This is a genomic window from Acinetobacter legionensis (genome assembly GCF_057165765.1).
Genome location: NZ_CM169896.1, coordinates 2,292,994 through 2,318,110 on the forward strand (window position 1 = coordinate 2,292,994; position 25,117 = coordinate 2,318,110).

General features: G+C 37.6%; 27 protein-coding genes. 11 read left to right on the top strand and 16 right to left on the bottom strand.

Annotated features, from left to right (window positions below):
- Nucleotides 1-151: 151 nt before the first annotated feature.
- Entirely contained in the window at nucleotides 152-1,060 is a 909-nt protein-coding gene (locus tag AC2G3J_RS10550) for an alpha/beta hydrolase (protein WP_483769952.1), read from the top strand.
- A 59-nt stretch (nucleotides 1,061-1,119) separates the two neighbouring features.
- Here the strand turns inward: AC2G3J_RS10550 and clpA are convergent, their stop codons facing one another.
- The 5 genes from clpA to AC2G3J_RS10575 all read right to left on the bottom strand — a co-directional run bounded on the left by clpA (nucleotide 1,120) and on the right by AC2G3J_RS10575 (nucleotide 6,949).
- On the bottom strand, nucleotides 1,120-3,396 hold the full coding sequence (clpA, locus tag AC2G3J_RS10555; RefSeq protein WP_336951392.1) for an ATP-dependent Clp protease ATP-binding subunit ClpA: 2,277 nt from the start codon (nucleotides 3,394-3,396) through the stop codon (nucleotides 1,120-1,122).
- Between the two features lie 9 nt (nucleotides 3,397-3,405).
- Complete coding sequence (gene clpS / locus AC2G3J_RS10560; RefSeq protein WP_004720737.1) at nucleotides 3,406-3,831, bottom strand: ATP-dependent Clp protease adapter ClpS; 426 nt, start codon at nucleotides 3,829-3,831, stop codon at nucleotides 3,406-3,408.
- A gap of 21 nt (nucleotides 3,832-3,852) precedes the next feature.
- Nucleotides 3,853-4,596: a DUF6776 family protein gene (locus AC2G3J_RS10565; protein ID WP_336951393.1), complete on the bottom strand. Its 744-nt coding sequence runs from the start codon at nucleotides 4,594-4,596 to the stop codon at nucleotides 3,853-3,855.
- Nucleotides 4,597-4,678: 82 nt separating this feature from the next.
- Nucleotides 4,679-5,728 (bottom strand): N-acetyl-gamma-glutamyl-phosphate reductase, encoded by a 1,050-nt coding sequence (argC, locus tag AC2G3J_RS10570; protein WP_483769953.1) that lies wholly within the window; start codon nucleotides 5,726-5,728, stop codon nucleotides 4,679-4,681.
- 135 nt (nucleotides 5,729-5,863) lie between these two features.
- The gene (locus AC2G3J_RS10575; protein WP_483771073.1) at nucleotides 5,864-6,949 is read right to left on the bottom strand and encodes a GGDEF domain-containing protein; all 1,086 of its coding nucleotides are present in this window, start codon (nucleotides 6,947-6,949) and stop codon (nucleotides 5,864-5,866) included.
- A gap of 332 nt (nucleotides 6,950-7,281) precedes the next feature.
- On the opposite strand from AC2G3J_RS10575, the gene AC2G3J_RS10580 reads away from it, so the two are divergent.
- The 3 genes from AC2G3J_RS10580 to AC2G3J_RS10590 all read left to right on the top strand — a co-directional run bounded on the left by AC2G3J_RS10580 (nucleotide 7,282) and on the right by AC2G3J_RS10590 (nucleotide 9,295).
- Nucleotides 7,282-7,419, top strand: a complete 138-nt coding sequence (locus AC2G3J_RS10580) for a hypothetical protein (RefSeq protein WP_336951395.1) — start codon at nucleotides 7,282-7,284, stop codon at nucleotides 7,417-7,419.
- 298 nt (nucleotides 7,420-7,717) lie between these two features.
- Nucleotides 7,718-8,470: an HD domain-containing protein gene (locus AC2G3J_RS10585; RefSeq protein WP_483769954.1), complete on the top strand. Its 753-nt coding sequence runs from the start codon at nucleotides 7,718-7,720 to the stop codon at nucleotides 8,468-8,470.
- 3 nt (nucleotides 8,471-8,473) lie between these two features.
- Nucleotides 8,474-9,295: an alpha/beta fold hydrolase gene (locus AC2G3J_RS10590; RefSeq protein ID WP_336951398.1), complete on the top strand. Its 822-nt coding sequence runs from the start codon at nucleotides 8,474-8,476 to the stop codon at nucleotides 9,293-9,295.
- Here AC2G3J_RS10590 and AC2G3J_RS10595 read toward each other — a convergent pair.
- The 5 genes from AC2G3J_RS10595 to rpiA form a co-directional block, all read right to left on the bottom strand.
- Nucleotides 9,285-9,716 carry a GNAT family N-acetyltransferase gene (locus AC2G3J_RS10595; protein ID WP_336951399.1) on the bottom strand — a complete coding sequence of 144 codons (432 nt, stop codon included), beginning with the start codon at nucleotides 9,714-9,716 and terminating at the stop codon, nucleotides 9,285-9,287. The two genes, AC2G3J_RS10590 and AC2G3J_RS10595, sit on opposite strands and share 11 nt — an antisense overlap.
- Nucleotides 9,717-9,771: 55 nt before the next feature.
- Nucleotides 9,772-10,194, bottom strand: a complete 423-nt coding sequence (locus AC2G3J_RS10600) for a bleomycin resistance protein (RefSeq protein WP_336951401.1) — start codon at nucleotides 10,192-10,194, stop codon at nucleotides 9,772-9,774.
- A gap of 29 nt (nucleotides 10,195-10,223) precedes the next feature.
- A complete protein-coding gene (locus tag AC2G3J_RS10605; protein ID WP_336951402.1) occupies nucleotides 10,224-10,580 on the bottom strand; it encodes a VOC family protein in 357 nt (118 codons plus the stop codon).
- A gap of 52 nt (nucleotides 10,581-10,632) precedes the next feature.
- On the bottom strand, nucleotides 10,633-11,307 hold the full coding sequence (locus tag AC2G3J_RS10610) for a M48 family metallopeptidase (protein ID WP_336951403.1): 675 nt from the start codon (nucleotides 11,305-11,307) through the stop codon (nucleotides 10,633-10,635).
- 91 nt (nucleotides 11,308-11,398) lie between these two features.
- Nucleotides 11,399-12,070 (bottom strand): ribose-5-phosphate isomerase RpiA, encoded by a 672-nt coding sequence (gene rpiA, locus AC2G3J_RS10615; protein ID WP_336951404.1) that lies wholly within the window; start codon nucleotides 12,068-12,070, stop codon nucleotides 11,399-11,401.
- 115 nt (nucleotides 12,071-12,185) lie between these two features.
- On the opposite strand from rpiA, the gene ilvA reads away from it, so the two are divergent.
- Complete coding sequence (gene ilvA, locus AC2G3J_RS10620) at nucleotides 12,186-13,724, top strand: threonine ammonia-lyase, biosynthetic (protein ID WP_336951405.1); 1,539 nt, start codon at nucleotides 12,186-12,188, stop codon at nucleotides 13,722-13,724.
- A gap of 81 nt (nucleotides 13,725-13,805) precedes the next feature.
- Here the strand turns inward: ilvA and AC2G3J_RS10625 are convergent, their stop codons facing one another.
- Nucleotides 13,806-14,306 (bottom strand): hypothetical protein, encoded by a 501-nt coding sequence (locus AC2G3J_RS10625; RefSeq protein ID WP_336951407.1) that lies wholly within the window; start codon nucleotides 14,304-14,306, stop codon nucleotides 13,806-13,808.
- A 48-nt stretch (nucleotides 14,307-14,354) separates the two neighbouring features.
- Entirely contained in the window at nucleotides 14,355-14,900 is a 546-nt protein-coding gene (locus AC2G3J_RS10630) for a hypothetical protein (protein WP_483771074.1), read from the bottom strand.
- 245 nt (nucleotides 14,901-15,145) lie between these two features.
- Here AC2G3J_RS10630 and AC2G3J_RS10635 point away from each other — a divergent pair, with 245 nt between their 5' ends.
- Nucleotides 15,146-15,796, top strand: a complete 651-nt coding sequence (locus tag AC2G3J_RS10635; protein WP_004720766.1) for a potassium channel family protein — start codon at nucleotides 15,146-15,148, stop codon at nucleotides 15,794-15,796.
- Nucleotides 15,797-15,804: 8 nt separating this feature from the next.
- A complete protein-coding gene (locus tag AC2G3J_RS10640) occupies nucleotides 15,805-17,157 on the top strand; it encodes a TrkH family potassium uptake protein (RefSeq protein ID WP_336951408.1) in 1,353 nt (450 codons plus the stop codon).
- 203 nt (nucleotides 17,158-17,360) lie between these two features.
- Here AC2G3J_RS10640 and zapE read toward each other — a convergent pair whose 3' ends face one another.
- A complete protein-coding gene (gene zapE / locus AC2G3J_RS10645; protein ID WP_004720770.1) occupies nucleotides 17,361-18,509 on the bottom strand; it encodes a cell division protein ZapE in 1,149 nt (382 codons plus the stop codon).
- 108 nt (nucleotides 18,510-18,617) lie between these two features.
- Entirely contained in the window at nucleotides 18,618-19,628 is a 1,011-nt protein-coding gene (locus AC2G3J_RS10650; RefSeq protein WP_336951409.1) for an AraC family transcriptional regulator, read from the bottom strand.
- A 154-nt stretch (nucleotides 19,629-19,782) separates the two neighbouring features.
- Between AC2G3J_RS10650 and AC2G3J_RS10655 the strand changes: the two genes are divergently transcribed.
- Both AC2G3J_RS10655 and AC2G3J_RS10660 read left to right on the top strand, forming a co-directional pair.
- Nucleotides 19,783-21,306, top strand: a complete 1,524-nt coding sequence (locus AC2G3J_RS10655; protein ID WP_336951410.1) for a flavin-containing monooxygenase — start codon at nucleotides 19,783-19,785, stop codon at nucleotides 21,304-21,306.
- Between the two features lie 87 nt (nucleotides 21,307-21,393).
- On the top strand, nucleotides 21,394-22,302 hold the full coding sequence (locus AC2G3J_RS10660; protein ID WP_419327467.1) for a LysO family transporter: 909 nt from the start codon (nucleotides 21,394-21,396) through the stop codon (nucleotides 22,300-22,302).
- A 203-nt stretch (nucleotides 22,303-22,505) separates the two neighbouring features.
- Here AC2G3J_RS10660 and pyrF read toward each other — a convergent pair whose 3' ends face one another.
- Together pyrF and AC2G3J_RS10670 are read right to left on the bottom strand one after the other, a co-directional pair.
- The gene (pyrF, locus tag AC2G3J_RS10665; RefSeq protein ID WP_419327466.1) at nucleotides 22,506-23,201 is read right to left on the bottom strand and encodes an orotidine-5'-phosphate decarboxylase; all 696 of its coding nucleotides are present in this window, start codon (nucleotides 23,199-23,201) and stop codon (nucleotides 22,506-22,508) included.
- A gap of 103 nt (nucleotides 23,202-23,304) precedes the next feature.
- Nucleotides 23,305-23,853: a helix-turn-helix domain-containing protein gene (locus AC2G3J_RS10670; RefSeq protein WP_483769955.1), complete on the bottom strand. Its 549-nt coding sequence runs from the start codon at nucleotides 23,851-23,853 to the stop codon at nucleotides 23,305-23,307.
- Between the two features lie 116 nt (nucleotides 23,854-23,969).
- On the opposite strand from AC2G3J_RS10670, the gene AC2G3J_RS10675 reads away from it, so the two are divergent.
- A complete protein-coding gene (locus AC2G3J_RS10675) occupies nucleotides 23,970-24,632 on the top strand; it encodes an AzlC family ABC transporter permease (protein ID WP_419820473.1) in 663 nt (220 codons plus the stop codon).
- A gap of 1 nt (nucleotide 24,633) precedes the next feature.
- Nucleotides 24,634-24,969 (top strand): branched-chain amino acid transport AzlD family protein, encoded by a 336-nt coding sequence (locus AC2G3J_RS10680; protein WP_336951416.1) that lies wholly within the window; start codon nucleotides 24,634-24,636, stop codon nucleotides 24,967-24,969.
- The last annotated feature ends 148 nt before the right edge of the window (nucleotides 24,970-25,117 follow it).

Consider the following 25,117-nt stretch of genomic DNA (forward strand, 5'->3'; position numbering starts at 1 on the left):
GAGCATACTAAAACGGCTAAGCTTTTATCTATAAATTGTACTTATTGTTTGCCTCATCAACAAAAGCATACATTTTTAAAATATATTGATGAGTTTGCCCTGTTTAAAACAGGATAAAATATCAGCATCTACAATTTTTGGCTTTTTATGGATGAAAATAAATCATTTCGTGTTTAATTTCTTCATTTTCTTATGGCTTAGCCAAAATGTAGATGCAGCAACACTGAGTCTTCCACTATGGCCCAATAGCGCGACACTGGCAACATCCAATGAAAAATTTACGATAAATAAGCATGGTGCTATTGAGCATATCAACTCTCCTCAACTGTGGGTATATTGCCCCAAACAGAGCAATCACATCGCTATTTTAGTCATTAGTGGTGGGGGTTATGCCATAGAGGAATTGGCCAAAGAAAGCACGCCAACTGCACAGTTTTTACAAGAACAGGGATTTACCGTATTTGAATTAATCTACCGCTTACCTAATCAGGATGGTAATAATCTGCTTGTGCCCTTTGAAGATGGCCAAAGAGCCCTGCGTATCATTCGTTATCATGCAAATCAATTCAACATTGATCCAGACAAAATTGGTGTACTGGGTTTCTCCGCAGGTGGGCATTTAGCTGGAATCATTGCGACACAATGGCAACAACAATTTTCGAGTTTAAATGATCCGATTGATCAAATTTCCGCTCAGCCTAATTTTGTGGCGCTACTCTATCCAATCATTAGTATGCAAGCGCCGCTAGATCATACCCATGCTTATAAAAGCTTATTTGGATCAAAACATGATTTAGCCAAACAAATCTTGTTTTCAGTAGATTTACAAGTCAAACAGAATACACCTCCAACCTTTTTAGCACACGCCATCGATGATCCGATTTCACCTGTTCAGAATAGCCTCAATATGCAAACCGCTTTGCAGCAACACAAGATCGCTTATGAATTACATCTTTTCAAAAATGGTGGACATGGTTGGGGCTTAGGCAAAGCCAATACTGAAACAACACAATGGCCGACATTATTCTTAACTTGGTTAAAGAAAATTGATATTTTATAAGCGCATAATTCAAAAAATAACCCGCAATCAATGCGGGTTATTTTAAAGCTCATTCACAACTATGCTGGTTCAGCAGTCTGATCTTCAAAGACTTCTAATGTCAGCCCTACAGCCTTACCATTTTCTTTCTTCACAGAGACAGCAACGTTACCACCATGATCTGCAAGCTCACCAAATAGAATCATCTCAGCAAGTGGTTTCTTCAAATGTTCTTGAATCAAACGTTGCATTGGGCGAGCACCCATTAAACGATCATAGCCATTCTCAGCCATCCAATCTCGAGCAGATTGATCGACTTCAAGTACCACTTTTTTATCATCTAACTGGGCTTGAAGTTCAGTTAAGAACTTATCAACAACAGACTCAATCACTGTGGTAGGCAATGCTTTAAACTGAATTACGCCATCTAAACGATTACGGAATTCTGGTGCAAATGCACGTTTCATCGCTTCCTGATTGTCATGACTGTTGTCTTGTTCAGTAAAGCCGATACTGTTACGAGAAATACTTTCAGCACCAATATTCGTAGTCAATACAATAATCACATTACGGAAATCAGACTTACGTCCATTATTGTCAGTTAAAGCTCCATGATCCATGACTTGCAATAGCAAGTTAAAAACATCTGGATGTGCTTTTTCAATTTCATCTAATAACAGGACACAGTGTGGATTCTTATGAATGGCGTCAGTCAGTAAACCACCTTGATCATAACCAACATAACCTGGAGGCGCACCAATCAAACGAGAAACCGCATGACGTTCCATATATTCAGACATATCGAAACGAACAAGCTCTACACCCAACTGTTTTGCCAACTGCTTGGTCACTTCTGTTTTACCAACACCTGTAGGACCAGCAAAAACAAAACTACCTACAGGTTTATCTGGTGCTTTCAAACCTGCACGTGACAGTTTAATCGCAGAAGCCAAAGCTGTAATCGCTTCATCTTGACCAAATACCACACGTTTAAGATCACGCTCTAGATATTCAAGTACCGATTTATCATCTTTAGATACTGTTTTTGGCGGGATACGTGCAATCTTCGAAATAATATCTTCGATATTTTCAACTGTAATCAAGGTATCATCTTGTTCAGCTTTTAAACGACGCTGTGCACCAGCTTCATCAATCACATCAATCGCCTTGTCTGGCAAGAAACGATCATTAATAAATTTAGCAGACAACTCAACCGCTGAAACTAGCGCAGTATCTTCATATTTAACATGATGGAAATCTTCAAACTTGCTTTTCAAACCACGCAAAATATCAATTGTCTCCGAAATAGAAGGCTCATTCACATCGATCTTTTGGAAACGGCGTGATAGTGCATGATCTTTTTCAAATACTTGGCGATATTCTTGGAATGTGGTTGAACCAATACAACGTAAACTACCATTTGCCAACGCAGGTTTGATTAAATTCGATGCGTCCATGGTACTGCCCATACTTGAGCCAGCACCAATGATCATATGAATTTCATCAATAAATAAAATTGCTTCTGGTTTCTTTTTCAAAGCATTGAGAAGCTGTTTCAAGCGTTTTTCAAAGTCACCACGGTATTTTGTACCCGCAACCAATGCACCGATGTCTAAACTAAACACTTCAGCAGTCGCAAGTGGCTTAGGCGCTTTACCATTCACAATCAACCATGCCAGACCTTCAGCAATCGATGTTTTACCCACACCAGGATCACCCACAAGCAATGGGTTGTTTTTACGGCGACGGCAAAGAATTTGAGCAGTTCGTTCAATTTCTTTTTCACGCCCAATTAAAGGATCAGTTTTGCCTTTTTGCGCTTCAATATTTAAATTCAAGGTATAAAGTTCAAGAGGTCCAGCATTTGCTGAAGCACTTGATTCACCTTCTAAATCATCAGATTCTTCTTCAACTTGAATTTCTTCTTTACGCGCACCGTGTGACAAATATTGGGTTAAAGTCAAACGATTGATTTGATGTCGTTTTAGTAAATAAACGGCAAAAGAATCTCGTTCAGAGTACATCGCAACCAGTACATCTGCACCCTCTACTGTGCGGTCACCACCACTTGACTGAACGTGGAAAATTGCACGTTGTAAGATACGGTCAAAACTTTCAGTTGGATGAGGGGCTTGGTCGTTGTTTTCTCCTAGTTTAGGCGTATGTTGTTCTACATACTCCTCTAACTCTTTGCGCAAACTGATAATCTCAGCACCACATGCTTTTAGTGCATTTACCGCTGAATCGTTATCAAGTAAAGCCAATAATAAATGTTCAACCGTAAGAAACTCATGTCTCTTTTGACGAGCCATGCTAACAGCCAAACGGAGTGAAACTTCTAATTGACGACTGAGCATGAAACCCCCTTATTCTTTTGGCTCAATCTGACAAAGCAATGGATGACCTTGAGATCGAGCGTAGTTATTAACTTGGTTGGCTTTAGTCTCCGCAATGTCTCTTGGATAAACACCAGCTTCACCTTTTCCTTCATAATGTACTGTTAACATTACTTGAGTGGCTTGGTCAAGATTCAAAGCAAAGTATTGTTGTAAAATTTCAATAACAAAGTCCATCGGAGTGTAATCATCGTTCAATAAAACGACAGAATACATCGGTGGTCGCTTCACTTCAGGTGGTGCAGTTTGTACTGCAACATCCGCTTGATCATGGTCTGGATGGTTTGGATCTTCTGAATTACTTATACGAATACTCAAGTGCCAATCTATAAATCCTGAATCACGGAATGATGATTTCACTTCATTTAAACTCATTTGACGTTTATTAGTTCGCATATTTTTCAAAATACTTATGATTTATTGAGAATTAGCCGCAGCTTGAGGAACCTCTGCAGCGAACGCTGCTGCACTGTCTACAGCTTGCCCACGTGACCAACTAAAACGTTTAACCACTGGTGTGGCACCATTTAGACGGATTTCGATAAATTGTGGATTAAAACCCTTAGGCATAGTCCAACGTCCCGTTAAACGCTCATAATCAGTAAAGTTATAATTCGCATCTGCCATTGGCACTGTTAACACCTCAGTACCACTAATCAAACGAATTTCAACGGAACCGGTCGCACGTCTTGGACTGACTTGAATAAGATCAAGCTGATATTCATAAGCGTTTTCAGGTAATGGCTTAACGGCCAAATTTTGAATTGTTAAACTCAAACCACCACGTTGTTTTAACACTTCACGATAAATTGCACTCATCACATCTACTTGTGATTTTTCAGCATTGGCTTTGTTCAATGACTCTAACAAATCGTTAGAATTCGAAACAGCCACGTCTCGTTCCTGCACAGCAGCATTTAAGCTTTTGTTTAAATTAGCCAGCGTTGTTTTTTGTTGCTTCACAACTTCTACCAACTGTTCTGCATCTGCATCAAAACCGACTACCGTTAGCCCTTGGCGATGTCCAACTGTATAACCTAAAATCACACTGCCAGCACATAATACAACCCCACCGATCACCAAAGGCATATTCCCTTTTAAAAAAGGCTTTTTCGGTGCTTGAGCTGGTTGTGACGCGGTATTTGTTTCTGTGTTCTGCATCATCATCTCTAAGTATTATTGATAGAATCAAAACACACATTTAACCGCAAAGTTATATGTGTGTGAAGCAATAAAGCGTTTTTTATGGTAATAATCCGATACCTTGTAGACCAGCATCTTCAGTAAAACCAAACATTAAGTTCATATTTTGTACAGCCTGTCCTGCCGCACCTTTGACTAAATTATCTTGAACAGACAAAACAATTAACTTGTTCGGATGCGGTTTATACAGTGCAATTCTGAGTTGGTTTGCACCACGTACAGAACGTGTTTCTGGTGAACTATTTGCAGGCATTACATCTACAAATATTTCATTTGCATAAAATTTTTCATAAAGACTTTGTAAATCTGCTGCTGCGCCTTGCTCTGTCAAATCAACATAGATTGTACTGAACATACCACGAATCATCGGAACCAAATGTGGTACAAAAAGAATCTGATCAAATACATTTTTTTGACCCGAAATATTTTCTAATGCTTCTACAATCTCAGGATGATGACGATGTCCAGCAACGCCATAGGCTTTAAAATTATCTGCATTTTCAGAATAAATCATGCCTAGACTAGCTTTACGCCCTGCACCTGATACACCAGATTTCGCATCAATGATAATACTTTCTGGTTTAACCAATGTTTCAGCTTGCTTAAAAAGTGGCGCTAATCCCAACTGAACAGTGGTTGGGTAACAACCCGGGTTACCGACAACATTGGCATTTTTAATTTGTTCACGATTAAGTTCCGATAAACCATAAACAGAGTCTTTCAGTATCTCTGGGCAGGCATGCTGCATCCCATACCATTTTTCAAACTGTGCTAAATTCTGCAAGCGAAAATCAGCGGCTAAATCGATAACTTTGGTATTTGCTGCCAAAAGTTGTTGTGCATGCTGCATTGCCACACCATGCGGGGTCGCAAAAAACACAACATCACATTTTTTTAATTCATCAATGTTTAAATCTGAATACTTAAGCTCTGTGTGCCCACGTAAGCTTGGAAATATATCATCCACACGGCGACCATCTTCGGTACGTGATGTCAGTACATTCACTTGAACATTTGGATGTCGTAGTAAAAGACGCAACAATTCAACGCCTGTATAACCTGTTCCACCGACAATACCCACTGAAATCACGTTTTTTACCTCGATTTAAAAGTATCCATTTTGTAGTGCTGTAGTATGACAGGAAGTTGATGCTTTCTAAACTATTTTACTGGGTTTTTATAATGTTTTAGCATTATGACAAAGTTAAATTCCCATAAATTTAATTCATGCATCGTGGGCAATACAGTTTCGTCCTCTACGTTTGGCCACATACAAAAGTTTGTCAGCAGCTTCTATACCACTCGCTAAATTACGATGTCTCACTTGTGTTAAGCCAAAGCTGGCTGTCAATAAGATGGATTGAGTTAAAAATTGCTCAGTTTCAATAGCAATCCGCATACGCTCAGCAATTTTATAAGCCTCACTGAGATCTTCAACTTGTAATAAAACAATAAACTCTTCACCACCAAAACGTCCAACTAAGCCCTTTTCACCGACATGCTGACTGACAAGACGACCTACACTTTGCAAAATCTGATCACCGACCAGATGTCCATAGGTATCATTAATTTTTTTAAAATGATCAACATCACACATTAACAAAAAATATTGTCTATCTGATAAATCAATTAAATTTATTTTAGCTGCATCATAAAATCCACGGCGATTGAGTAGATGCGTTAATGGATCTCTACAACGTTCATCATTTAATTTCAAAATAATGTCTCGAACTAATGTTCCTATAAGTACGATCGCAAACCACATGCTCAGGATAATACTGGCAGCAAGCATCATTAACCACCATACTGAATTTACAAGCATATTGGCTTGAATATTTTTCAAAAAAAAGAAAATAATAATGACGCGAAAAAAAGTATATAAAACAATAAAAAGGTAAGAATAATCGACCAGCTTATTTAACCAATCACTTTGCTTATCATTTTTAAAAATTGAAGCCAAAACCAAGGATTCAACTACGGCTATGCTAAGGTTTAAAATCAGCATCCGCATCCATAGCTGTTCATCAACAAAAGAATAATAGACCAACAAGCATATTGTGATGAAGATCAAGATAAAAGCGGCTAAAGTATGTGAACTGGCGTTCTTTCTTAATGCCATAGTATATGCACTGGCCCACGCGCCAAATAGGTATAAACCACCTAAAAGTGGAGCAGAAAATGTTAATTGTTGGTTAGACATAAAGCTTTGTGCAGCTAAAGAAAATGATGGCACGATATATCCGAGACCCAACCAAAATAAATATGTAGGTGCCTTAAAAAAATAATGGCAGATCAAAAGTAAACTGCCCATTAATATCAGGCAGAACGGTACAATCAAAATAAAGTAATGAGTATCTGCAAAATTCACGTCTGATATCTTTATGATAAGAAATAGGAAATATTGGCAATTCGCCAAGTTTAGAGTATTTTTTTATTCACTCCCAACTTATGCTTAAAATAATCAGACTATTTTGTAATTTAACAGTTTTTATTAAGAAATACTTTTAAGGCATTATACTCTTACTTAAAATTTATGATGATCAATATACACACGCAGACTATTCAATGACATTGTCTATAAATCTATCAATCCAAAAATAGTCAACCCACCTAATTATTAATTCGTTTTTGTGTTTTTAAATCATGGATGGTTATTCTACCACGGGGCGACATGGATGTCGCCGTTGGACGGGGGTACAGGACGTACCCTTCGCCCATGAGCAAAAACAAAGCACTGCTTTGTTTGCAGCGCAAGGTTTGGCATCACCTACGCAAAGGTAATTAAACCTTAAATGTAAGATGTGGCATTGCAAGTATTTTTATAACCATCTCGTTTATTTTTCTATATAATTGATTTAAATAAAAATATTAATTGAGAAAAATTATATTCTTATGTCTGAGTTTTTTGACAGATTGGCTATTTCAAAAAAAATAGTAAAAGGACAAACAATTTTAATTCTCATTTTTGGCATAAAAGACTATTCAAAAAATTCAAAGAAAACGGTCTTGTCTTGCTAAATGATTTATGCATAATAATTTAGAGTAATTACTCTAAATTCAACAAAAGGACCCATTGATCATGATTGGATCACGAGCGTGGATGAATACAAGCAATGGAAAACTTAGCTTTAAAGAAAAAACTCGGTTAATAAAACAAGTTCTAATCCCTGTCACATTGAACTATGGCAAGACATTTCTCAAAGCACCTCATGATTCAACTTTATTTACACTGGATAATTTTCATATTCCTGACACAGCAATTGCCAAAGAAGCGATGAACGAATTAGAACAAACGGCTTCACAAGCGATCATCAATCATTCTTGGCGGAGCTATTTTTGGGCTGTTGCTATTGCCCACACCAAACAATGGCAATTTGATCAAGAGAGCCTTTTTGTCTCATGTTTGATGCATGATTTAGGTCTAGTTGATCATTTGGATCAATATGCATGTCAATGTTTTAGCTTTGAAAGCGCCTTAAGAGCTGAAGCACTCTGTACCAAACACCATTATCCCAAAGTCAAAATAGATAATATTTCAGATGCGATTTGTTTACATATGAATGGGAATTTAGATGAGAATGATCCAAGCCTTACTAAAGAAGTTCTATTATTACAAAAAGCCACTTCATGTGATGTGATTGGAACTGATCTCAGCTTATTTTCAAACAATTTTAAAAACAAAATTTTAACCCAATATCCGCGGGTACATTTTAATTCAGAAATGCGTAAACTTATCTCAATTGAAGCAAAAAGAAACCCTCAATCACGGACTGCTTTAATGCACAAACTCGGACTTTCAAGCATGATTCAAATGAATATTTTTAAGGACTAAATCATGAAAAACACCTCATTTACCCAAAAGAAGATTGATTTTGGGCCATATCCAATTCTAGTCGATATTTATTCAAACACTGAAAATAGCCAGAGTGTTATTTTGCTGGCTGCGCTAGGTATAGCAATCAGTAAATACGAGGTACTCATTACAGCTTTAAGCCAAAGTGGCTTGAATGTTATTGTGGCTGATTATCCTCATTGCGGGCGCAATACTCCACCTGTTTCAGCAAAGGTTGATTATGGTTATGCTGATTTACTCAATGAATTTATTCCTCAACTGGAAAAGCTGGCCTTAGAATTAAACCAGCAAGCCCCAATCTTATTTGGACATAGCTTAGGCGGACATTTAGCAACACTTTATGCACAAAATCATGCAAATAAAGTCATTGGTGTTGCCACTGGCAATATCGGTTTAAAAAATTGGGACTTAAAAGGTAAAATCAATATTTTAAAAGCAGTCACAGCGATCAACGCCATGATTTTAAAAGATGGTTATTTTGCAGGCTATAAAATTGCTTTTGGGAATAAAGAGACAAAATCCTTAATGCGTGATTGGTCTAAAGTTATCTTTACAGGAAATTATGCACATATTATTGGGCAAGAAAACGTGGTGAATAACGCTGCCTTATTTGTCTATTTAAATGGCGATGATTTTGCACCAATGTCTTCAATGCTTGGCCTAAGTGGTTATTTTAAAAACCCACAAATAAACACGTTGGATTTAACCCATAAAACCAAAGGCAATCAACATAGTGCATGGATTAAACAGCCTGATGAAGTCGTCGAAATAATTATAGAATGGGTCAATAGTTTTACTGAATAAGTTTTGCTTTTGACATCAATATATATCCACCTTCTTCACTTTCTCCAGTGCTGATTGCTTCCCAGCCATGACCTAAATAAAAAGACAAAGCTTTTTTATTTTCAGATAAACATTTGAGATAGCCTGTACCCGTAAACAGTTGTTCTGCTGCGTGTAGCAATGCTGTCCCTACACCCTGATTTTGAGCATTTGGGGCAATAAATAGATGATGTAAAAAGTTCTCTTGCAGAAAAATAGATGCAAATCCCAAATATTCTTGGTCTTTTTCAGCTACTAAAATCATTTCATTTTGGGTGTATTTTTCAAAATCACTCAGCTCCCATTTTGAAGAATTCAACCACGGCCAACTTAATTTTCTGGTATTTAAAAAAAGTTCACTCAATGGTGCTCGGTCATAATACTGAAAAGATCTGATGTGCATCGCTGTACCTCAATTAAAGTCCCTATAACCTGACCTTATTTAAGCCAGCCTTAATTTAATCTAACGTTATCGCCCTTTCTCCAATCACCTCAACAATTCGTAATAAATAACCATCTGGATCTTGAACTAAAAATTGCTTTTGTCCATGCTCTATAGTTTCTGCACGGTACCAACGTTCTTCTAATGCTTCAAACAGCGGCCATTGTGCGACATCCAAACGATTTAAAATACTGTCGAGTTGGTCTACTTCGAACTGAAAGTTAATCCCTCTTCCCAATGGGTAGGCCAATACTCCTGTTAACCATTGCCCTTGTTGTTGTTGCTCCAACATAAACTGAACACCATCAAGTTCCACATAGATAAATTTTTCTTCAGTCCGTTGATACATTACAGAAAAACCCAATATTTCCACCCAAAAATGATAACTTTTATCCAAATCGGTGACGATCAGTTCTGGAACCAATTTATTCCACTGCATTTAAAAATCCTACTTAATTCATTAATTTTTTAATATTCAATATGTTGTAAAATATTTACAACCTTTCCAAATGGATCTTTGACATAGAATCGCCTAACGCCCCAATCCTCGTTAGTTAAGGGATAGAGGATGTCTAAATCTAATTTTTTGGCTTTTTCATAAAGTTCATCCACATTGTCGACCTCGATTGAAAAATCGGGTACATCTGTATTATTTCCCCCTTCGGAAGCAATACTGATTTGTGGATGCATCATTTCCTGACTGGCAAATGTTTTGATCCAGCCATGATCCATCACCAAGTCCATCGCTAAAAAATCACCATAAAAAGCTTGCGCACTGGCTAAATCTAAAGCTTTAATATTACCTATGATTCTTTTTACACTCATACGCTTTTCCTCATTTTTTGTTTTAATTCAATCTAGAAATTTACTTATTTTATTACGCCCACCACCAAGGCATTACGCTACCTTTTAAAACTTTACGATGCTGCTGATAGTGTTGATCATGCTTTTCAACTTCAAACCAAAAAGCAGCGCTATGATCAAAATGTTTGGTATGTGCCAATTCATGTACACAGACATAACGGGTAATTTGTTGATCAAATAAAACCAAGGCACTATTGAGCATAATATCATGACGGGCTGTACAACTTCCCCAACGTGTTTTTGGGTGTCGAACAGCACACTGTCCAAACTTTAAACGAGTTTCATCACTGACTTGCTTTAAATAGATTGGTAAATAATGCTTTGCATAAGCAATTACAAAAGCTTTTAAATAGTTTTCAGGCTGACGGTCGCTGACAAATAATTGAGGCTTTTGCTCATCTAAAATATAGCTATTTTTTTGAGTTTTATAAATAATTTCTATGGGGTGTTTTAAATTAAACAGTTGCAAGCTTGTCGGTAATATCTGATCAACTTGCTGTATTTTTTCCTGCTGTTTATGCCAGGTCTCAATCATCCATTGTTTAGACTCGTGTAAAAAATGCTGAATCTGACGTTGGCTACAATACTTAGGCACAGTTAAGCGAATCTGTGTTGGTTCAACACGTAAACGCAAGCGTGTTGCCCGTGCATGATGAGTGATTTTAATTTCAGGAAGATTTGCAGTCATAATACGCTTATTTTTAGAATCTCCCCCAACCGTTCTTTAAAGGCAAGGAGGAAGCCTCATCTTTACTCGAGCAGAAGTTAGGGGAAATTTTTTATCCTGCGGTACGCTCTTCAATACCGTTATTGGTCGCAACTACAGCAACATCAGCTTTATTGATCGCAAAAATACCGTTACACACCACTCCTGGAATATCGTTAATGGTTTTTTCGACCTCTAATGCATTCAAAATATTTAAGTTATACACATCTAGAATGACATTACCGTTATCCGTTACCACACCTTCACGATAAACTGGGTCACCGCCTAGTGATACAATTTTACGTGCTACTGCTGAACGTGCCATAGGAATCACTTCAATAGGCAAAGGAAATTCACGGCCTAACTGATCGACCCATTTCGAGTCATCAACAATACATACAAACTTTTTCGCAATAGATGCCACAATTTTTTCACGCGTGAGTGCAGCCCCCCCGCCTTTAATCATATGTAAATGACGGTCAATTTCATCAGCACCATCCACATAAGCATCTAAACCACTGACATGGTTCATATCAACCACCTCAATACCTAACTTCTTAAGACGTTGAGCCGTTGCTTCTGAACTGGCAACTGCTGCTTCGAGTTGTAACTGAGGTAATAATTCAATTAAGAAGTTCACTGTACTACCAGTACCAACTCCCAAAATGCCCCCTCTTGGTAAGTGTTTTAAAGCGGCTTGGGCTGCAGCTTGTTTTTTCTCGTCCTGGGTTGCATAAAGGCTCATGACATCTCTCAATAAAATTTCAATTTCCTGCACATTTTGCATAATTTTAAAACGCAAAGGTACAACGGTTTGTTACAATGAGCGCTCATTTTAAACTGTTAGATGGAAAATTAACATGCTGTCTCGTTTGGTTCGACAAATATTACAGGCAACGGTGTATGACGTTGCAATCGAAACCCCACTCGAAGCAGCACCACGAATTAGTGAAAAACTAAACAATAACATTCGCTTTAAACGCGAAGATTTACAACCTGTCTTTTCCTTCAAACTACGCGGTGCGTATAACCGTATTAGTCAATTACCGAAATCTCAGTTGGAACGTGGCGTTATTACTGCTTCAGCAGGTAACCATGCTCAGGGCGTGGCTTTATCTGGTCAAAAGTTAGGTATTCGCGCCATTATTGTGATGCCAAAAACCACCCCTGACATTAAAGTTCAAGCAGTAAAGCGTTTGGGTGGTGATGTTGTGCTTCACGGCGACTCATTTGATGTTGCTAACAAATATGCGATTCAACGTGCAAACGACGAAGGTTTAACCTTTATTCCGCCTTATGATGATGAACTGGTCATGGCCGGCCAAGGTACAATTGCCAATGAAATATTGCGTCAATGGCGTGATGTTGAATACGTATTTGTTGCTGTGGGCGGTGGTGGTTTAATTGCAGGTGTAGCAGCATATCTTGGTGATGTTGCTCCGCATGTCAAAATTATTCCTGTCGAATATGATGAATCTGCATGTTTAAAAGCAGCATTTGAAGCGAATCAACGTGTGGTACTCCCTTCTGTAGGATTATTTGCAGATGGTACAGCTGTTGCTCAAATTGGTGAAAAGCCATTTGAAGTGATTCAACTACAAAAATCTGATAACTCAGGTCCAATTGTTGAACGTGATGTCGTCTTGGTCAACACAGATGAAATCTGTACAGCAATCAAAGATACCTATGATGAATGTCGTAGTATTGTAGAACCATCAGGTGCGATGGCACTTGCAGGTATCAAAAAGTACGTCGCTGAGCATGGTCTTGAAGGCAAAAATATGGTGTCAATTGTTTGTGGTGCCAATATGAACTTTGACCGTTTACGTTATATTGCTGAACGTACCGAACTTGGTGAACGTAAAGAAGCTATTTTTGCAGTGACCATTCCAGAAGAAAAAGGTTCTTTCCTTAATTTCTGTCGTGCTTTGCAAGGACGTAATATCACTGAGTTTAACTATCGTGCCAGTGATGCATCTGCCGCTCAAGTCTTTGTCGGTATTAGCTTAAAGGCTGGTGAAAAAGAACGTCATGACATCTATGAAGCAATGAAATTACATTATGATGTCGATGATTTATCGGATGATGAAGTTGCAAAATTGCATATCCGTTATTTGATTGGTGGTCATGCTGATATTGCCAATGAACGTTTGTTCCGTGTTGAGTTTCCAGAACGCCCAGGTGCTTTATTAACATTCTTAGAGCGTCTTGGTCCAACCCATAACATTAGCCTATTCCATTATCGTAATCACGGTGCAGCAGAAGGCCGTGTTTTGGTTGGCTTGGATGCAGAAGATGCGGTACAGAATCCAGATGGACTGATTGAGACTTTGGAAAATATCAATTACCCATATCAAGAAATTACCAATAACTTAGGTTATCAACGTTTCTTAAAATAGAAAGAGCTTCAAAATAGAAATAGCCTATAAATTTTTTATGGGCTATTTTTTATAAAATCAGAACAATTCGAAAAAGTTAACTTAATAAATCGCCATATTTAAATCACCATCATCATTAAATGCGTCATTAAAAGCATCCACAATTTGATTTAACTGTTGCTCATCTTGTGTCGGCACAAGCATCCAATATGGATTCTCTCGATAGACCACCAATAAAGAAAGCTGATGTAGATTGGCAGTCACTTTAATTTTATCAAAAATAATTTCTTCGGTTTGTTCCATCGCATCGATTTGATTATCAAATGAGACGTCATCATCTTCCTCATCGTACTGATCAAATACTTCTGCTATTGCAACTTCGATTTCATTTTGCAATTGCTCAGTATCAATATTGTACTGGTTAAAGTAGAAATCATTTTCAATTCCATTGTCATAATATTCTTTTAATTCAATATAATGCAGGAAATCATGCTGTTGATTTATCCATTCACTAAAACTATAAAATTCAGTATTTTGAGGAATTTTTTGTGCATTTAGCTCGGGAATTAAATGTTGAAGTAATGAATATATTTTCTGTGACATGGATATCTCTCTATTTTATTATCAATAAGTTGAATTAATAGCAAAAAACTAAGTCGATCTTGAACAGTCAAATAATGCATAGTGTTCTATACTGACATCTTCATCATGAAATTGCTTATTAAAACACTTGCAGAACTTTTCAATTTTATATTCATGATTCGGTACAATCAACCAATAATAGTCTTCAGCATAAATCAGCAACAGTTCATGATCATGTTGTCTGGCCTGTTTTAATATTTCTTCAAAAACAACATCATAAACTTGATCTTGAACATTGTAATAGCGTCCAATAACATCTTTGTGTACTTCATAATGATCAAATAAAGGCTTCGCTCTTGCACGAATTTGAGTTTGAATTCCTAAGCTATCTACTGCATATTCATGAAAAACAGCACAACGCTCAATCTCATTTTCATGAAATTGCATACGATCAATTTTCATTAAATATCCACGAAATCGCCCACCAAACTTTTCAGCTTCGATCCAACTGAGAAACTCGACAAAACGTTTACGATATTTCTTTTTGGGAATATCTCTTTGCTCCAATGCTGGGAACCAATGTTGGAGAATTTTAAAAATTTTCTTATCGTCCATTTTTTTATCATCCATTTTTTATTCTTGGATCAAAAGCCCAATCTTGGCTTTGCATTTTTAAATTTCAAAGCAATGATATCGGATCAATTTTAAGTTTTTATGACATAAATCTGGTTTTATTTACATTTATCGCTTTTTATTCTCAGTTTGTAGATTGGCGTTGCAATACTTTAAAGATAAAATATATAAAAATTGAATATGATCATACCAACACAAAATCAGTGTCGGGATAAGGACTTTGTAGAATGGCGCAATTCGCTGTCATCGGTTTAGGCAGTTTTGGTGAAGCAGTTGCACTAGAACTCACCAACTTAAATCACGATGTAATAGGTATTGATACATTAAAGAAAAATGTAGAAAACATTGCCGATAAAATCAGTCATGCAGTTATTGCAGATGCTACCGATGAACATGTGTTAGATGAACTGAATATCAAAAATTGTGATGCCGTGGTGGTTGCCATTGGTGAAGATATTGAAGCCAGTATTCTATGCGTACTGCATTTAAAAAATTTGGGTATCGAAAAAATCTTTGTAAAAGCCAAATCTAAATCACATCATATGATTTTGTCTCATTTAGGCATTACAAAAATCATTCACCCTGAAGAAGATATGGGGATTCGTGTTGCACAATCACTTAGTTATCCAATGGTGAGACGTTATATGGCGTTAAATAATGATCGCTATATCGTCAAAATTGAAATAGGTGCAAATTTACAAGGCGCGCAATTTCAAACGGTCATGGAAAATACCCCCGAACTTACAACCTTGTTATTACAACGCGGTTCACATGTACTGTATGATATTGCACCGGGGACGATTTTACAGGAAAAGGATATTTTAATCCTTGAAGGGCCTGTAGAAATGTTAAGACAATTTTCGATTCGTTTCTTATAGTTATAACTATGCGTTTATCTAAAAAAGAACTAATCAACAAAAAACACAATAGTATTAATCTCAGCCCACCGAGCTTACTTGCTTTAGGTTTTTTAAGCTTCATTATCATCGGAACACTATTCCTTAAACTTCCCTTTGCTAATCAAGGCAATTTGACATGGCTAGAGGCCCTGTTTACTGCAACCTCTGCTGTAACTATCACTGGGCTATCTGTCGTCAATATTGGCGACTCCTTAACCACTTTTGGTCAAGTTGTAGTGATGATACTGATCCAATGCGGCGGCTTAGGTTTTATGACTTTTGCAATCTTAGCTGCTTTGAGTCTTTCCTCAAAAGTTGGTATTCGGCAGCAAGTCATGGCACAGGAAACTATTGGTCAAACCAGTTTGGCCAAAGCGACCTTTACAGTAAAAGGGGTTTTTCTTTACTCATTGTTCTTTGAAGCGATTGGTACAGGGATTCTAACCATGGCTTGGTCACATCACTATGACCTTGAACATGCATTTTTTTATGCGCTTTTTTATAGTATTTCTGCTTTTAATAATGGTGGGTTTTCTTTATTCCCCAATAGCTTAATGAGCTTCTCTGACCAGTATATGGTGACATTTACCATCAGTATGCTGTATATCATCGGTGGAATTGGTTTTGTTGTCTTGATGGATATAAAAAGAGCCAAGCGTTGGAAAAAGCTTTCTACCAATAGTAAGTTAATTCTGTCTACTATTGCTGGCTTAAACCTCTTTGCTTTTATTGTTATTTGGGCAATCGAAGCTTCTAACCCCTTAACACTTGCCCCCATGTCTATTGGTGATCAAGCTTTAAATGCATGGTTCCATGCCACTGTACCTCGTTCATCAGGTTTTAACAGCTTGGAAGTCAGCAGCATGACCAATGCATCAACCTTAATTACCATGGTATTGATGTTTATTGGTGGCGGCTCATTAAGTACTGCGGGTGGAATTAAAGTCGGCACATTCATTATTATGATTTTAAGTGTCATTACCTTTTTAAAGCGTTCAGATGAAATTACTGTTTTTGGACATTCTGTTTCTCATCAAGCCACGTTTAAAGCTCTTGCAGTCATTTCGATTACATCGTTACTGATCTTGATTGGCTTTTTTACCTTACTGATTCTAGAACCTGATAAAAAGTTTTTAGACTTACTATTTGAAGCCGTTTCTGCGGCTTGTACTGTCGGCCTATCTCGAGGGATCACAGAAAATTTGCATGCAGGAAGCCAAATCGCTTTAATTTGTCTAATGTTTGCTGGACGCTTAGGACCACTAACACTTGCGTATTTGATTGCGACACCGAATAAAAGTCGTGTTCGCCATCCAAATACTGAAATTCAGGTGGGTTAATTGTTTTAATCATCAAGTGAATACAACTGAAACTGCTTTGTAGGATCATTTTAATCTTATCACGTATATCTAAAATAGGCTGAGACTCCTTAAATAGATTGCTCAGACAATCCTTGCAAAATGTATACTGATGACAGTATCCCCCATAAAAAAAGCGATCTTATCAATGATAGGATCGCTTTTTTACATCTTTCTAAGGATGATTATTCTACTTCTAACTCACTATTGCCTTTAATCAAACGATGCTCTGACTGCAAATATTCATCTGATTGCATTTCGAGTAAACGAGAACGTGTACGTTCAATTTCAAAAGCCAGCTTCTCTCCATCATAAATTTCAATAATCGAGTCTTGAGAGGTCAGTAATAGCTTTACTCCACGATCATAAAACTCATCTACCAGATAAATAAAACGACGTGTACCTTCTGACAGCAAATCAGTTAAGTGCGGAACATTACTCACCAAAACGGTATTATAAATATTGGCAATTTCAATAAAATCCGATGGGCTACGCGGTTTCATACAGAGTTCTCTAAACTCACACCACAATACATCTTCGGTATGGCCTAAAGTTTCAACAACACGGTTATTAATCGTAATTGGTTCTTCTGACACTGTTTGCGATGTGGTTAATGCATTAAAACGCTTTGCCATCCAGACTTTATTATCATCTGTCAGTGGTGATTTAAACAATTGCGCTTGTTTTAATACCCGTAAACGATAGTCAACACCCGCATCAACATTCAATACCACACAGTGTTTTTTCACCATTTCAATCGTTGGAATAAAACGATCACGATGGATTCCATTTTTATATAAACCATCTGGGGCAATATTTGATGTGGCAATCAAGGTAATGCCACGGGTAAATAATTTTTGAAATAAATCACTGAGAATCATTGCATCCGTTACATTCGACACAAAGAACTCGTCAAAACAAATTACTACAGCTTCTTTATAAATTTGATCTGCAACGATATCTAACGGATTACGCTGCCCAGAAAGCTTGTTTAACTCCTTATGCACAAACTGCATAAAGTGATGAAAATGCATACGGGTTTTACGGCGAAAAGGAATCGAATCGTAAAATTGATCCATGAGCCATGTTTTTCCACGCCCGACACCGCCCCACATATATACACCTCTCGGTGCAGTTTGACGACGGAAACGACGAAAAGCTTTCTTCGATGCTTTATAACGATTGATCAATTCTTGCCATACCCGCTCCAACTCATGTACTGCTTGAGCCTGAGCATCATCTGGTAAAAACTGTCCAGATGACAATGCTTTTGCATAACGCTCAGCGGGTGATACGGGAGTAAATGCTGTTGAAGTTGTATTCTGATCTAACATATCATTTTGTTACTTTTAAAGGCTAAAGGAAGTATATCGAATATTCATTTTTGATAAATAAAACTTTGGGATAATTCTAACTCTATATCTCATATCAGCACTACCTGTTTATTTACCATATTGACGCGGGCTTTGCCCAAACCAACGTTTAAAAGCATGATTAAATGCAGCGGGTTCTGAGTAGCCAAGTAATTCAGCAATCACCTCAATTGAATATTCCTTATATTCAATTAATCGCAATGCTTTGTGCTTAATCAGCTGTTCTCGAATTTGTTTATAGCTGGTATTTAATTGCTGCAACTGATGGCGTAAGGTTCTTTCAGGCACATTCAACGCCTGAGCTACTTCGGCCATCGAGGGAATAATCCCTTGCTGTAATTCCAAATAATCATTTACCCGTTGAATCAATGGCGCAATTTTCTGTTCTTCAGCATTTAATCGCTCAATTTCAGCAATACACTTGGCTTCGTAAACCCGATGTGTGATCGGATCTGCGGAGGGAATCGGCAGTTGCATCACATCTTCATTGATCCAAAAAGCAGCTTTTTCACAATTAAAATGTAAATCCGAACCGTAATAATCATGATATTGCTTTAATACATTTAAATCCTGAGGCTGCTGAAAGGGTAATTCGATTCTCACGCTGGGCGCTGTAAGTCCCATCATTTTATAAATATCATCCAGAAATTTATAAGTGCCAGAGATTTCGCATTGTGCTCTCAACAAACCCATTTCTGTTTCTAAATCTACTGGTTTGTAAGTTAATGCAATTTGATGATCACCTTTCTCAAGTCCTAAGACACCGTATAAATAGGTTAGACCTTGATAATGAACACCATTTTGAATCGCATCACCAACATTACCACAGGTCACCAAGAGCATAAGCAATGGACCATAGCCCGCCAAAGAATAATGCTGACCAATAAACAACCCCGTTTCTGGCTGCACACCCTGCCCAATCACTTTTTGTATATCCCACTCTAAACTGGGGTGAATGATTGAGCTGGGATCGAGTGCATCTGCTTTGATCCCAATGCTAGAAAGTCGTGAATCTACATCGATTCCAGCATTACGCATACCATGAATTAAATACATTAAACCGAGAATCGAGCGTTTCATTAGATCATCATTTGATTTCTACCCAAACTTTGTACTACAAAGATGGTTTTTTGCAAATTGCCGAATATATCAATTTTTGTGTCAGTGCAATCATATTTCAAGCACTGCATTTCCGATATTCTATGCAAAACTGGAAAAGTCAGAGCGAACAAAAATGAGTACAGCCCCTACGACTGAAACAAAAACCCAATCAACGCAAGTTGCAATTATCGGATCGGGATTTGGTGGTTTAGCCATGGCGATCCGCCTATTGCAAGCCAATATTGATGATTTTATTATTTTAGAAAAAGCAGATGATGTGGGCGGTACATGGCGTGAGAACCAGTATCCGGGTGCGGCGTGTGATGTTCAATCACATATGTACTCGCTTTCTTTTGCACCCAAAACGGATTGGTCAAAACGTTATGCCGAAGCACCTGAGATTTTTGACTATATTCAAGATTTAATTCAGCAATTCAATTTAAAGAAATACATCCAATTTAATCAAGAAGTGGTTTCTACACATTATGATGAGCATAATTTCAATTGGCATTTAACACTAAAAAGTGGACAAAAAATTGAGGCTCAATTTGTTATTTTTGCATCAGGGCCATTGCATGTACCACAGATTCCTAAAATTAAAGGGCTTGAAAAATTCAAAGGCGAAGTTTTCCATTCATCACATTGGAAGCATGACTATAATTTAAATCAAAAAAATGTAGCATCCATTGGTACTGGTGGTAGTGCAATTCAATATATTCCTGAAATTGCTGCAAAGGTGCAAAATCTTTATGTATTTCAAAGAACCCCTGCTTGGGTAATTCCTCGTGATGAACGTGCCTATAATGCACTTGATAAAAAACTATTTAGTCGCTTTGAATGGTTTAGGAAATTACACCGTGCACGCTTGTACTGGTCAAATGAATCACGTGTCGTCCCCATTGTAAAACCACAAATCATGAAATATGGTCAGAAACTTGCTGAAGCTTATATAAAATTCCAAGTTAAAGACAAAGAAATCGCCAGAAAACTGACCCCTGACTATATTATGGGCTGTAAGCGTATTCTGATTTCCAACAAATACTTTCCAACATTCAACCGTAAAAATGTTGAATTAATTACCGATGGAATTCAGGAAATTACTGAAAATAGCATCATCACCAAGGATGGCAAAGAACGTCAAATTGATTGTTTAATTTATGGTACTGGTTTTATTACAGACCCACGCATCTATTTAAAATCATTTGATTGCTATGGTGAACACGGCGTTGAATTAAAAACGGCATGGAAAGATGGTGCAGAAAGTTTTTATGGGATCAGCACCAAAGGCTTTCCAAATCTATTTCAATTGCTTGGTCCAAATACCGTACTGGGGCATAACTCTGTAATTTTCATGATTGAATCTCAAGTGAATTATATTTTGCAGTTGATTCAAATGGTTGCAAAAACACAGACTCAAGCAGTGACGGTAAAAGCTGAAGTACAAGATCAATTTAATGAAAATGTACAGAAACAGCTTGAAGGTACGGTATGGCAATCAGGCTGTGTCAGTTGGTACCAACAAGATGGTGGTAAAAACTTTGCATTATGGCCAACCTATACCTGGAAATTTTGGCTCAGCACTCGCAAAGTAAACCCAGCAGATTTCCGCTTATTAGGCCGTGAGCAAAGCGCAAAGCAAAAATCAAAAGCTGCATAAACTTGGTTAATATTCTTCTATAAATTTTCAACCGCTTTTCTGTGCTTCGACTATAATAGATAGGTATCCATTGCCTATCTATTTTTCATGCAATCACTTTGGCTTATTTTCCAACTTTTATTTTGTTTATGCTTAGGGTTTATTTTAGCCCGCAGAATTCCACAATCCATTGAAAAAATAGCTTTTAAAATACTGCCTTATTTTACCTATATTCTTTTAATTGCGATTGCAATGGAGTTTTCTCAAACAATTCATAATATTGCCAGCCCTGAACAGATTCTCACCAGTTCCATCACAATTGCATTCAGCACATCATTGGGTGCATTTTTTTGTTGTTATCTGGTATTTACAGCAATTGGCTACAAACCATCACAAGGTAAAGTTTCTGCTGAATTATTGATGGGTTCATTACTCAACATCAGCTATGCATTTATTGCACTAGCTGTAGGGTATGGCTTAGCAGAGTTGGCCCACCTTTTCCATGTTCCACTACATGTCAGCACATGGAATTTACTTTTAGTTTACATGTTACTGATCGGCTTGGATCTGGCTTACTCGCCACTGGATCGTTCTTGGTTAAACTGGAAAATTATGCTGGTACCGATTGCCTGCGTGATTGGCTCACTATTGGGTGCTGTTGCGGCATTTTTCTTGATTCAAGACATCAGTATGAAAGATTTAATCATGCTATCGCAAGGTTACGGCTTCTATTCTATGACAGGGATTGTGGTGACTGAATTAAAGAATGCCCATCTGGGAAGTATTGCGTTAATGAACGATTTATTTAGGGAGATTTTTGCCATTTTATTTATGTATATGATTGGATGGCGTTATCCACGTTCAGCAATTTCTTCTGCTGGTGCAACCGCAATGGATGTCACCTTACCTATGGTGAAACAAGCTTGCGGCAATGATTATATTCCACATGCAATGGTCAGTGGTTTTGTTCTGTCGGTATTGGCACCAATTGCGGTAAGTGTTTTAGCTGCACTTTAAAATTAAGTGCTGAATGTGGCATCCATCGTACTTTATCTGACGAGATAGCAATACTGATCAATAGAATCACTGGAATAAAAAGTTTTTTAAACTTCTGAAAAAAGACCTAGTAACGCAGATACACTACAGTGTATACACAGCAATTTTTATTATATAAATCAAAAAATCACCCTCTTAATCCAATGACAAAGAGGGGTTTATTTTTATAGAGTCGCTAAAATATCTTGTAAGGTTTTACTTGGATGTTCAGATTGAGTAATTGGACGACCAATCACTAAATGAGTAGAACCATCAAGCATGGCTTGCTTAGGTGTTACAATACGCTTTTGATCATCTGCATTTGCACCAGCTGGACGAATTCCAGGTGTTACTAAAGCAAATTCGGCACCTAAGTCCTGACGTAACATCTTGGCTTCCTGGGCCGAACATACCACGCCATCCAGACCACTTTGTTGAGTCAATTTAGCCAGACGTTTCACTTGTTCAAATGGCTCAATATCTAAACCAATATCACGCAAGTCTTCACGTTCCATTGAAGTAAGAACAGTAACCGCTATCAATTGTGTTTTATAGTTACCTGCTTTTAACCGTTCTACACAAGTTTCCATCATTTTACGCCCACCAGAGGCATGGACATTGACCATCCATACGCCCAAATCAGCCGCAGCACAAACCGCCTGTGCGGTTGTGTTTGGAATATCATGAAATTTTAAATCGAGGAATACTTCAAAGCCCTTATCATGTAGTGCCTTCACAACAAGAGGGCCTTCATGAGTAAATAGTTCTTTACCGACTTTTAAACGACATAGTGATGGGTCAAGCTGATCAGCAATTGCTAGGGCGTCATATTGGCTTTTTGCATCTAAGGCAACAATAATACTCACGAATCTCAGTTCCATCACATAAATTTTCGCTCATTATAAAGCGATTCACGCAATGTACAAAGTCAGAAAATCGACTTCATCACAAATCAATCAACTTTTCTTAAATATTAAGAATGCTTTATCTCTGCTCTGAAATCAAAATTGCACGTGTATCTTGCTCTAGTGCTTCAAAAATATGCGCTTGATCTGCGGGATAAGAAATATAGTCCCCTGCTTGAAGCAACTCAGCACTGTCTAATAAACCGACTTTGGCAGAGCCCTGCATGATAATAATATGTTCAACACTACCAATAGGATGCGGTTTACTGCTACGCGGCTCACCCGGTTGGGTTGTAAGCATATACACGTCTCGTCGTGCATTTGGTGGGCATGTTGCCAACAAAACAGCCTGATAATTTGATATTTCAGAAACAACTGAAGCGCCTTCGCCATAACGAATCACTTGTGTAGCTTGGGCTTGTGCTTCCATAAGTTTGGCAAAAGGAATATTTAAAGCCACACAAAGTGCCCATAAAGTTTCTAGACTCGGATTACCCTGCCCAGATTCAAGTTGCGAAAGCGTGGATTTCGCAATGCCTGCACGTCGAGCAACTTCTCCCAAAGATAATGCAGCACTTTTTCTTTCTTTTTGCAGATTATTTGCAATGATTTCAATTGGTATAGACATTACTCTTCCAAAAAATACGATCGTTCTGTTTGACGAACAACAACAATCAAACTATTATAACAAATGATCGTTCATTTTATCGAACGATCTTATTAACCCAAGCAAGGCTCATACAAATGAAGTATAAAGAAATAAAAAATTTACCCAAGCCCCTGATAAAATCAATCGCGATTCTCTGCATCGCAACCGCACTGATCGGGATTTCATTAGGTACGCTTGCAGTCAATTATCAACTGCCGATCTGGATACCTTTACTACTTTCAATCTGTGTCTTGGCTGGTGCTGCCGAGTTTACTTTCATTGGCATGATTGCTACTGGAAGCAGTCCGATTACAGCTGCGATTGTAGGATTGCTGATTAATTTACGACATCTGCCTTTTGGTTTAGCGATTACCCATTTTATAGAAAAAAATAAATTAAAATATTTTGCTACACATATTATGAATGATGAAAGCGTTTTATTTGGTTTAAGCCAATCTTCAAATGAGCTAAAACTGAGTGCTTATTGGCTGTGCGGAGTCGGAATTTTATTTGCTTGGCCCATAGGCGTTTTAAGCGGTTATGTATTGGGAAGTCATTTAGCTTATGCAAAATTACTGGGTATCGATACGATTTTTCCTGTCGTATTGTTTGCTCTTACCTTTAAAGCACTAAAAAGAAAATCTGCTCGAAAATCGGCAATGACTGGTGCAGTCATCAGCCTCGCTACTTTTCCATTTCTACCCTTAGGGATTCCGATACTTATGTCATTATTTGGCTTGCTTGTAGGAAGAAAATAACATGCATCAACAATTTATTATTTTGATCGGGATCATGCTGCTGGCGATGGGTACTTATCTGATTCGATATGCGGGACTTTCCCTCAGCCAATATTTCACAATCACTCAACATCAAGAGCAACTCTTTAATGATGCCGCAACAACTTTACTGTTTTCTATTGCGATTCTCAGTACTTTTTTTGAAGGTGCGGATTGGGCAGACTTAGGCAAAATCATGGGGGTATTGGTGGGTTTATTTCTGATTTGGAAAAATCACTCCCTTATCACGACGATTGTGATCGCGATGCTGACCACCACAATATTTCGCTTTGCAGAGTTTTTCTGGCTAGCCCAATAAAACTATTAAAGCTTAAAAAAGCGTTTTACAACAATCAAAGCGCTTTTTTAACAGCATAATGCAAATGATTACGCATGCTTAATTATTGATTGAATATACTGTTTTAATCTCTATGCTTATTTTTTATGGATACTTATTCAATCAATCT

Coding starts and splice junctions, on each gene's coding strand:
- AC2G3J_RS10565 (WP_336951393.1), bottom strand. CDS start 4,596: ATGCAGAACACAGAAACAAATACCGCGTCACAACCAGCTCAAGCACCG.
- AC2G3J_RS10630 (WP_483771074.1), bottom strand. CDS start 14,900: ATGGACGATAAGAAAATTTTTAAAATTCTCCAACATTGGTTCCCAGCA.
- AC2G3J_RS10670 (WP_483769955.1), bottom strand. CDS start 23,853: ATGTCTATACCAATTGAAATCATTGCAAATAATCTGCAAAAAGAAAGA.
- AC2G3J_RS10550 (WP_483769952.1), top strand. CDS start 152: ATGAAAATAAATCATTTCGTGTTTAATTTCTTCATTTTCTTATGGCTT.
- AC2G3J_RS10660 (WP_419327467.1), top strand. CDS start 21,394: ATGCAATCACTTTGGCTTATTTTCCAACTTTTATTTTGTTTATGCTTA.
- AC2G3J_RS10605 (WP_336951402.1), bottom strand. CDS start 10,580: ATGAGTGTAAAAAGAATCATAGGTAATATTAAAGCTTTAGATTTAGCC.
- AC2G3J_RS10650 (WP_336951409.1), bottom strand. CDS start 19,628: ATGAAACGCTCGATTCTCGGTTTAATGTATTTAATTCATGGTATGCGT.
- zapE (WP_004720770.1), bottom strand. CDS start 18,509: ATGTTAGATCAGAATACAACTTCAACAGCATTTACTCCCGTATCACCC.
- AC2G3J_RS10590 (WP_336951398.1), top strand. CDS start 8,474: ATGAAAAACACCTCATTTACCCAAAAGAAGATTGATTTTGGGCCATAT.
- AC2G3J_RS10680 (WP_336951416.1), top strand. CDS start 24,634: ATGCATCAACAATTTATTATTTTGATCGGGATCATGCTGCTGGCGATG.
- AC2G3J_RS10625 (WP_336951407.1), bottom strand. CDS start 14,306: ATGTCACAGAAAATATATTCATTACTTCAACATTTAATTCCCGAGCTA.
- AC2G3J_RS10610 (WP_336951403.1), bottom strand. CDS start 11,307: ATGACTGCAAATCTTCCTGAAATTAAAATCACTCATCATGCACGGGCA.
- AC2G3J_RS10595 (WP_336951399.1), bottom strand. CDS start 9,716: ATGCACATCAGATCTTTTCAGTATTATGACCGAGCACCATTGAGTGAA.
- AC2G3J_RS10675 (WP_419820473.1), top strand. CDS start 23,970: ATGAAGTATAAAGAAATAAAAAATTTACCCAAGCCCCTGATAAAATCA.
- ilvA (WP_336951405.1), top strand. CDS start 12,186: ATGCTGTCTCGTTTGGTTCGACAAATATTACAGGCAACGGTGTATGAC.
- rpiA (WP_336951404.1), bottom strand. CDS start 12,070: ATGAGCCTTTATGCAACCCAGGACGAGAAAAAACAAGCTGCAGCCCAA.
- pyrF (WP_419327466.1), bottom strand. CDS start 23,201: ATGGAACTGAGATTCGTGAGTATTATTGTTGCCTTAGATGCAAAAAGC.
- AC2G3J_RS10655 (WP_336951410.1), top strand. CDS start 19,783: ATGAGTACAGCCCCTACGACTGAAACAAAAACCCAATCAACGCAAGTT.
- AC2G3J_RS10640 (WP_336951408.1), top strand. CDS start 15,805: ATGCGTTTATCTAAAAAAGAACTAATCAACAAAAAACACAATAGTATT.
- clpS (WP_004720737.1), bottom strand. CDS start 3,831: ATGCGAACTAATAAACGTCAAATGAGTTTAAATGAAGTGAAATCATCA.
- AC2G3J_RS10635 (WP_004720766.1), top strand. CDS start 15,146: ATGGCGCAATTCGCTGTCATCGGTTTAGGCAGTTTTGGTGAAGCAGTT.
- AC2G3J_RS10575 (WP_483771073.1), bottom strand. CDS start 6,949: ATGGGCAGTTTACTTTTGATCTGCCATTATTTTTTTAAGGCACCTACA.
- AC2G3J_RS10585 (WP_483769954.1), top strand. CDS start 7,718: ATGATTGGATCACGAGCGTGGATGAATACAAGCAATGGAAAACTTAGC.
- AC2G3J_RS10600 (WP_336951401.1), bottom strand. CDS start 10,194: ATGCAGTGGAATAAATTGGTTCCAGAACTGATCGTCACCGATTTGGAT.
- clpA (WP_336951392.1), bottom strand. CDS start 3,396: ATGCTCAGTCGTCAATTAGAAGTTTCACTCCGTTTGGCTGTTAGCATG.
- AC2G3J_RS10580 (WP_336951395.1), top strand. CDS start 7,282: ATGGATGGTTATTCTACCACGGGGCGACATGGATGTCGCCGTTGGACG.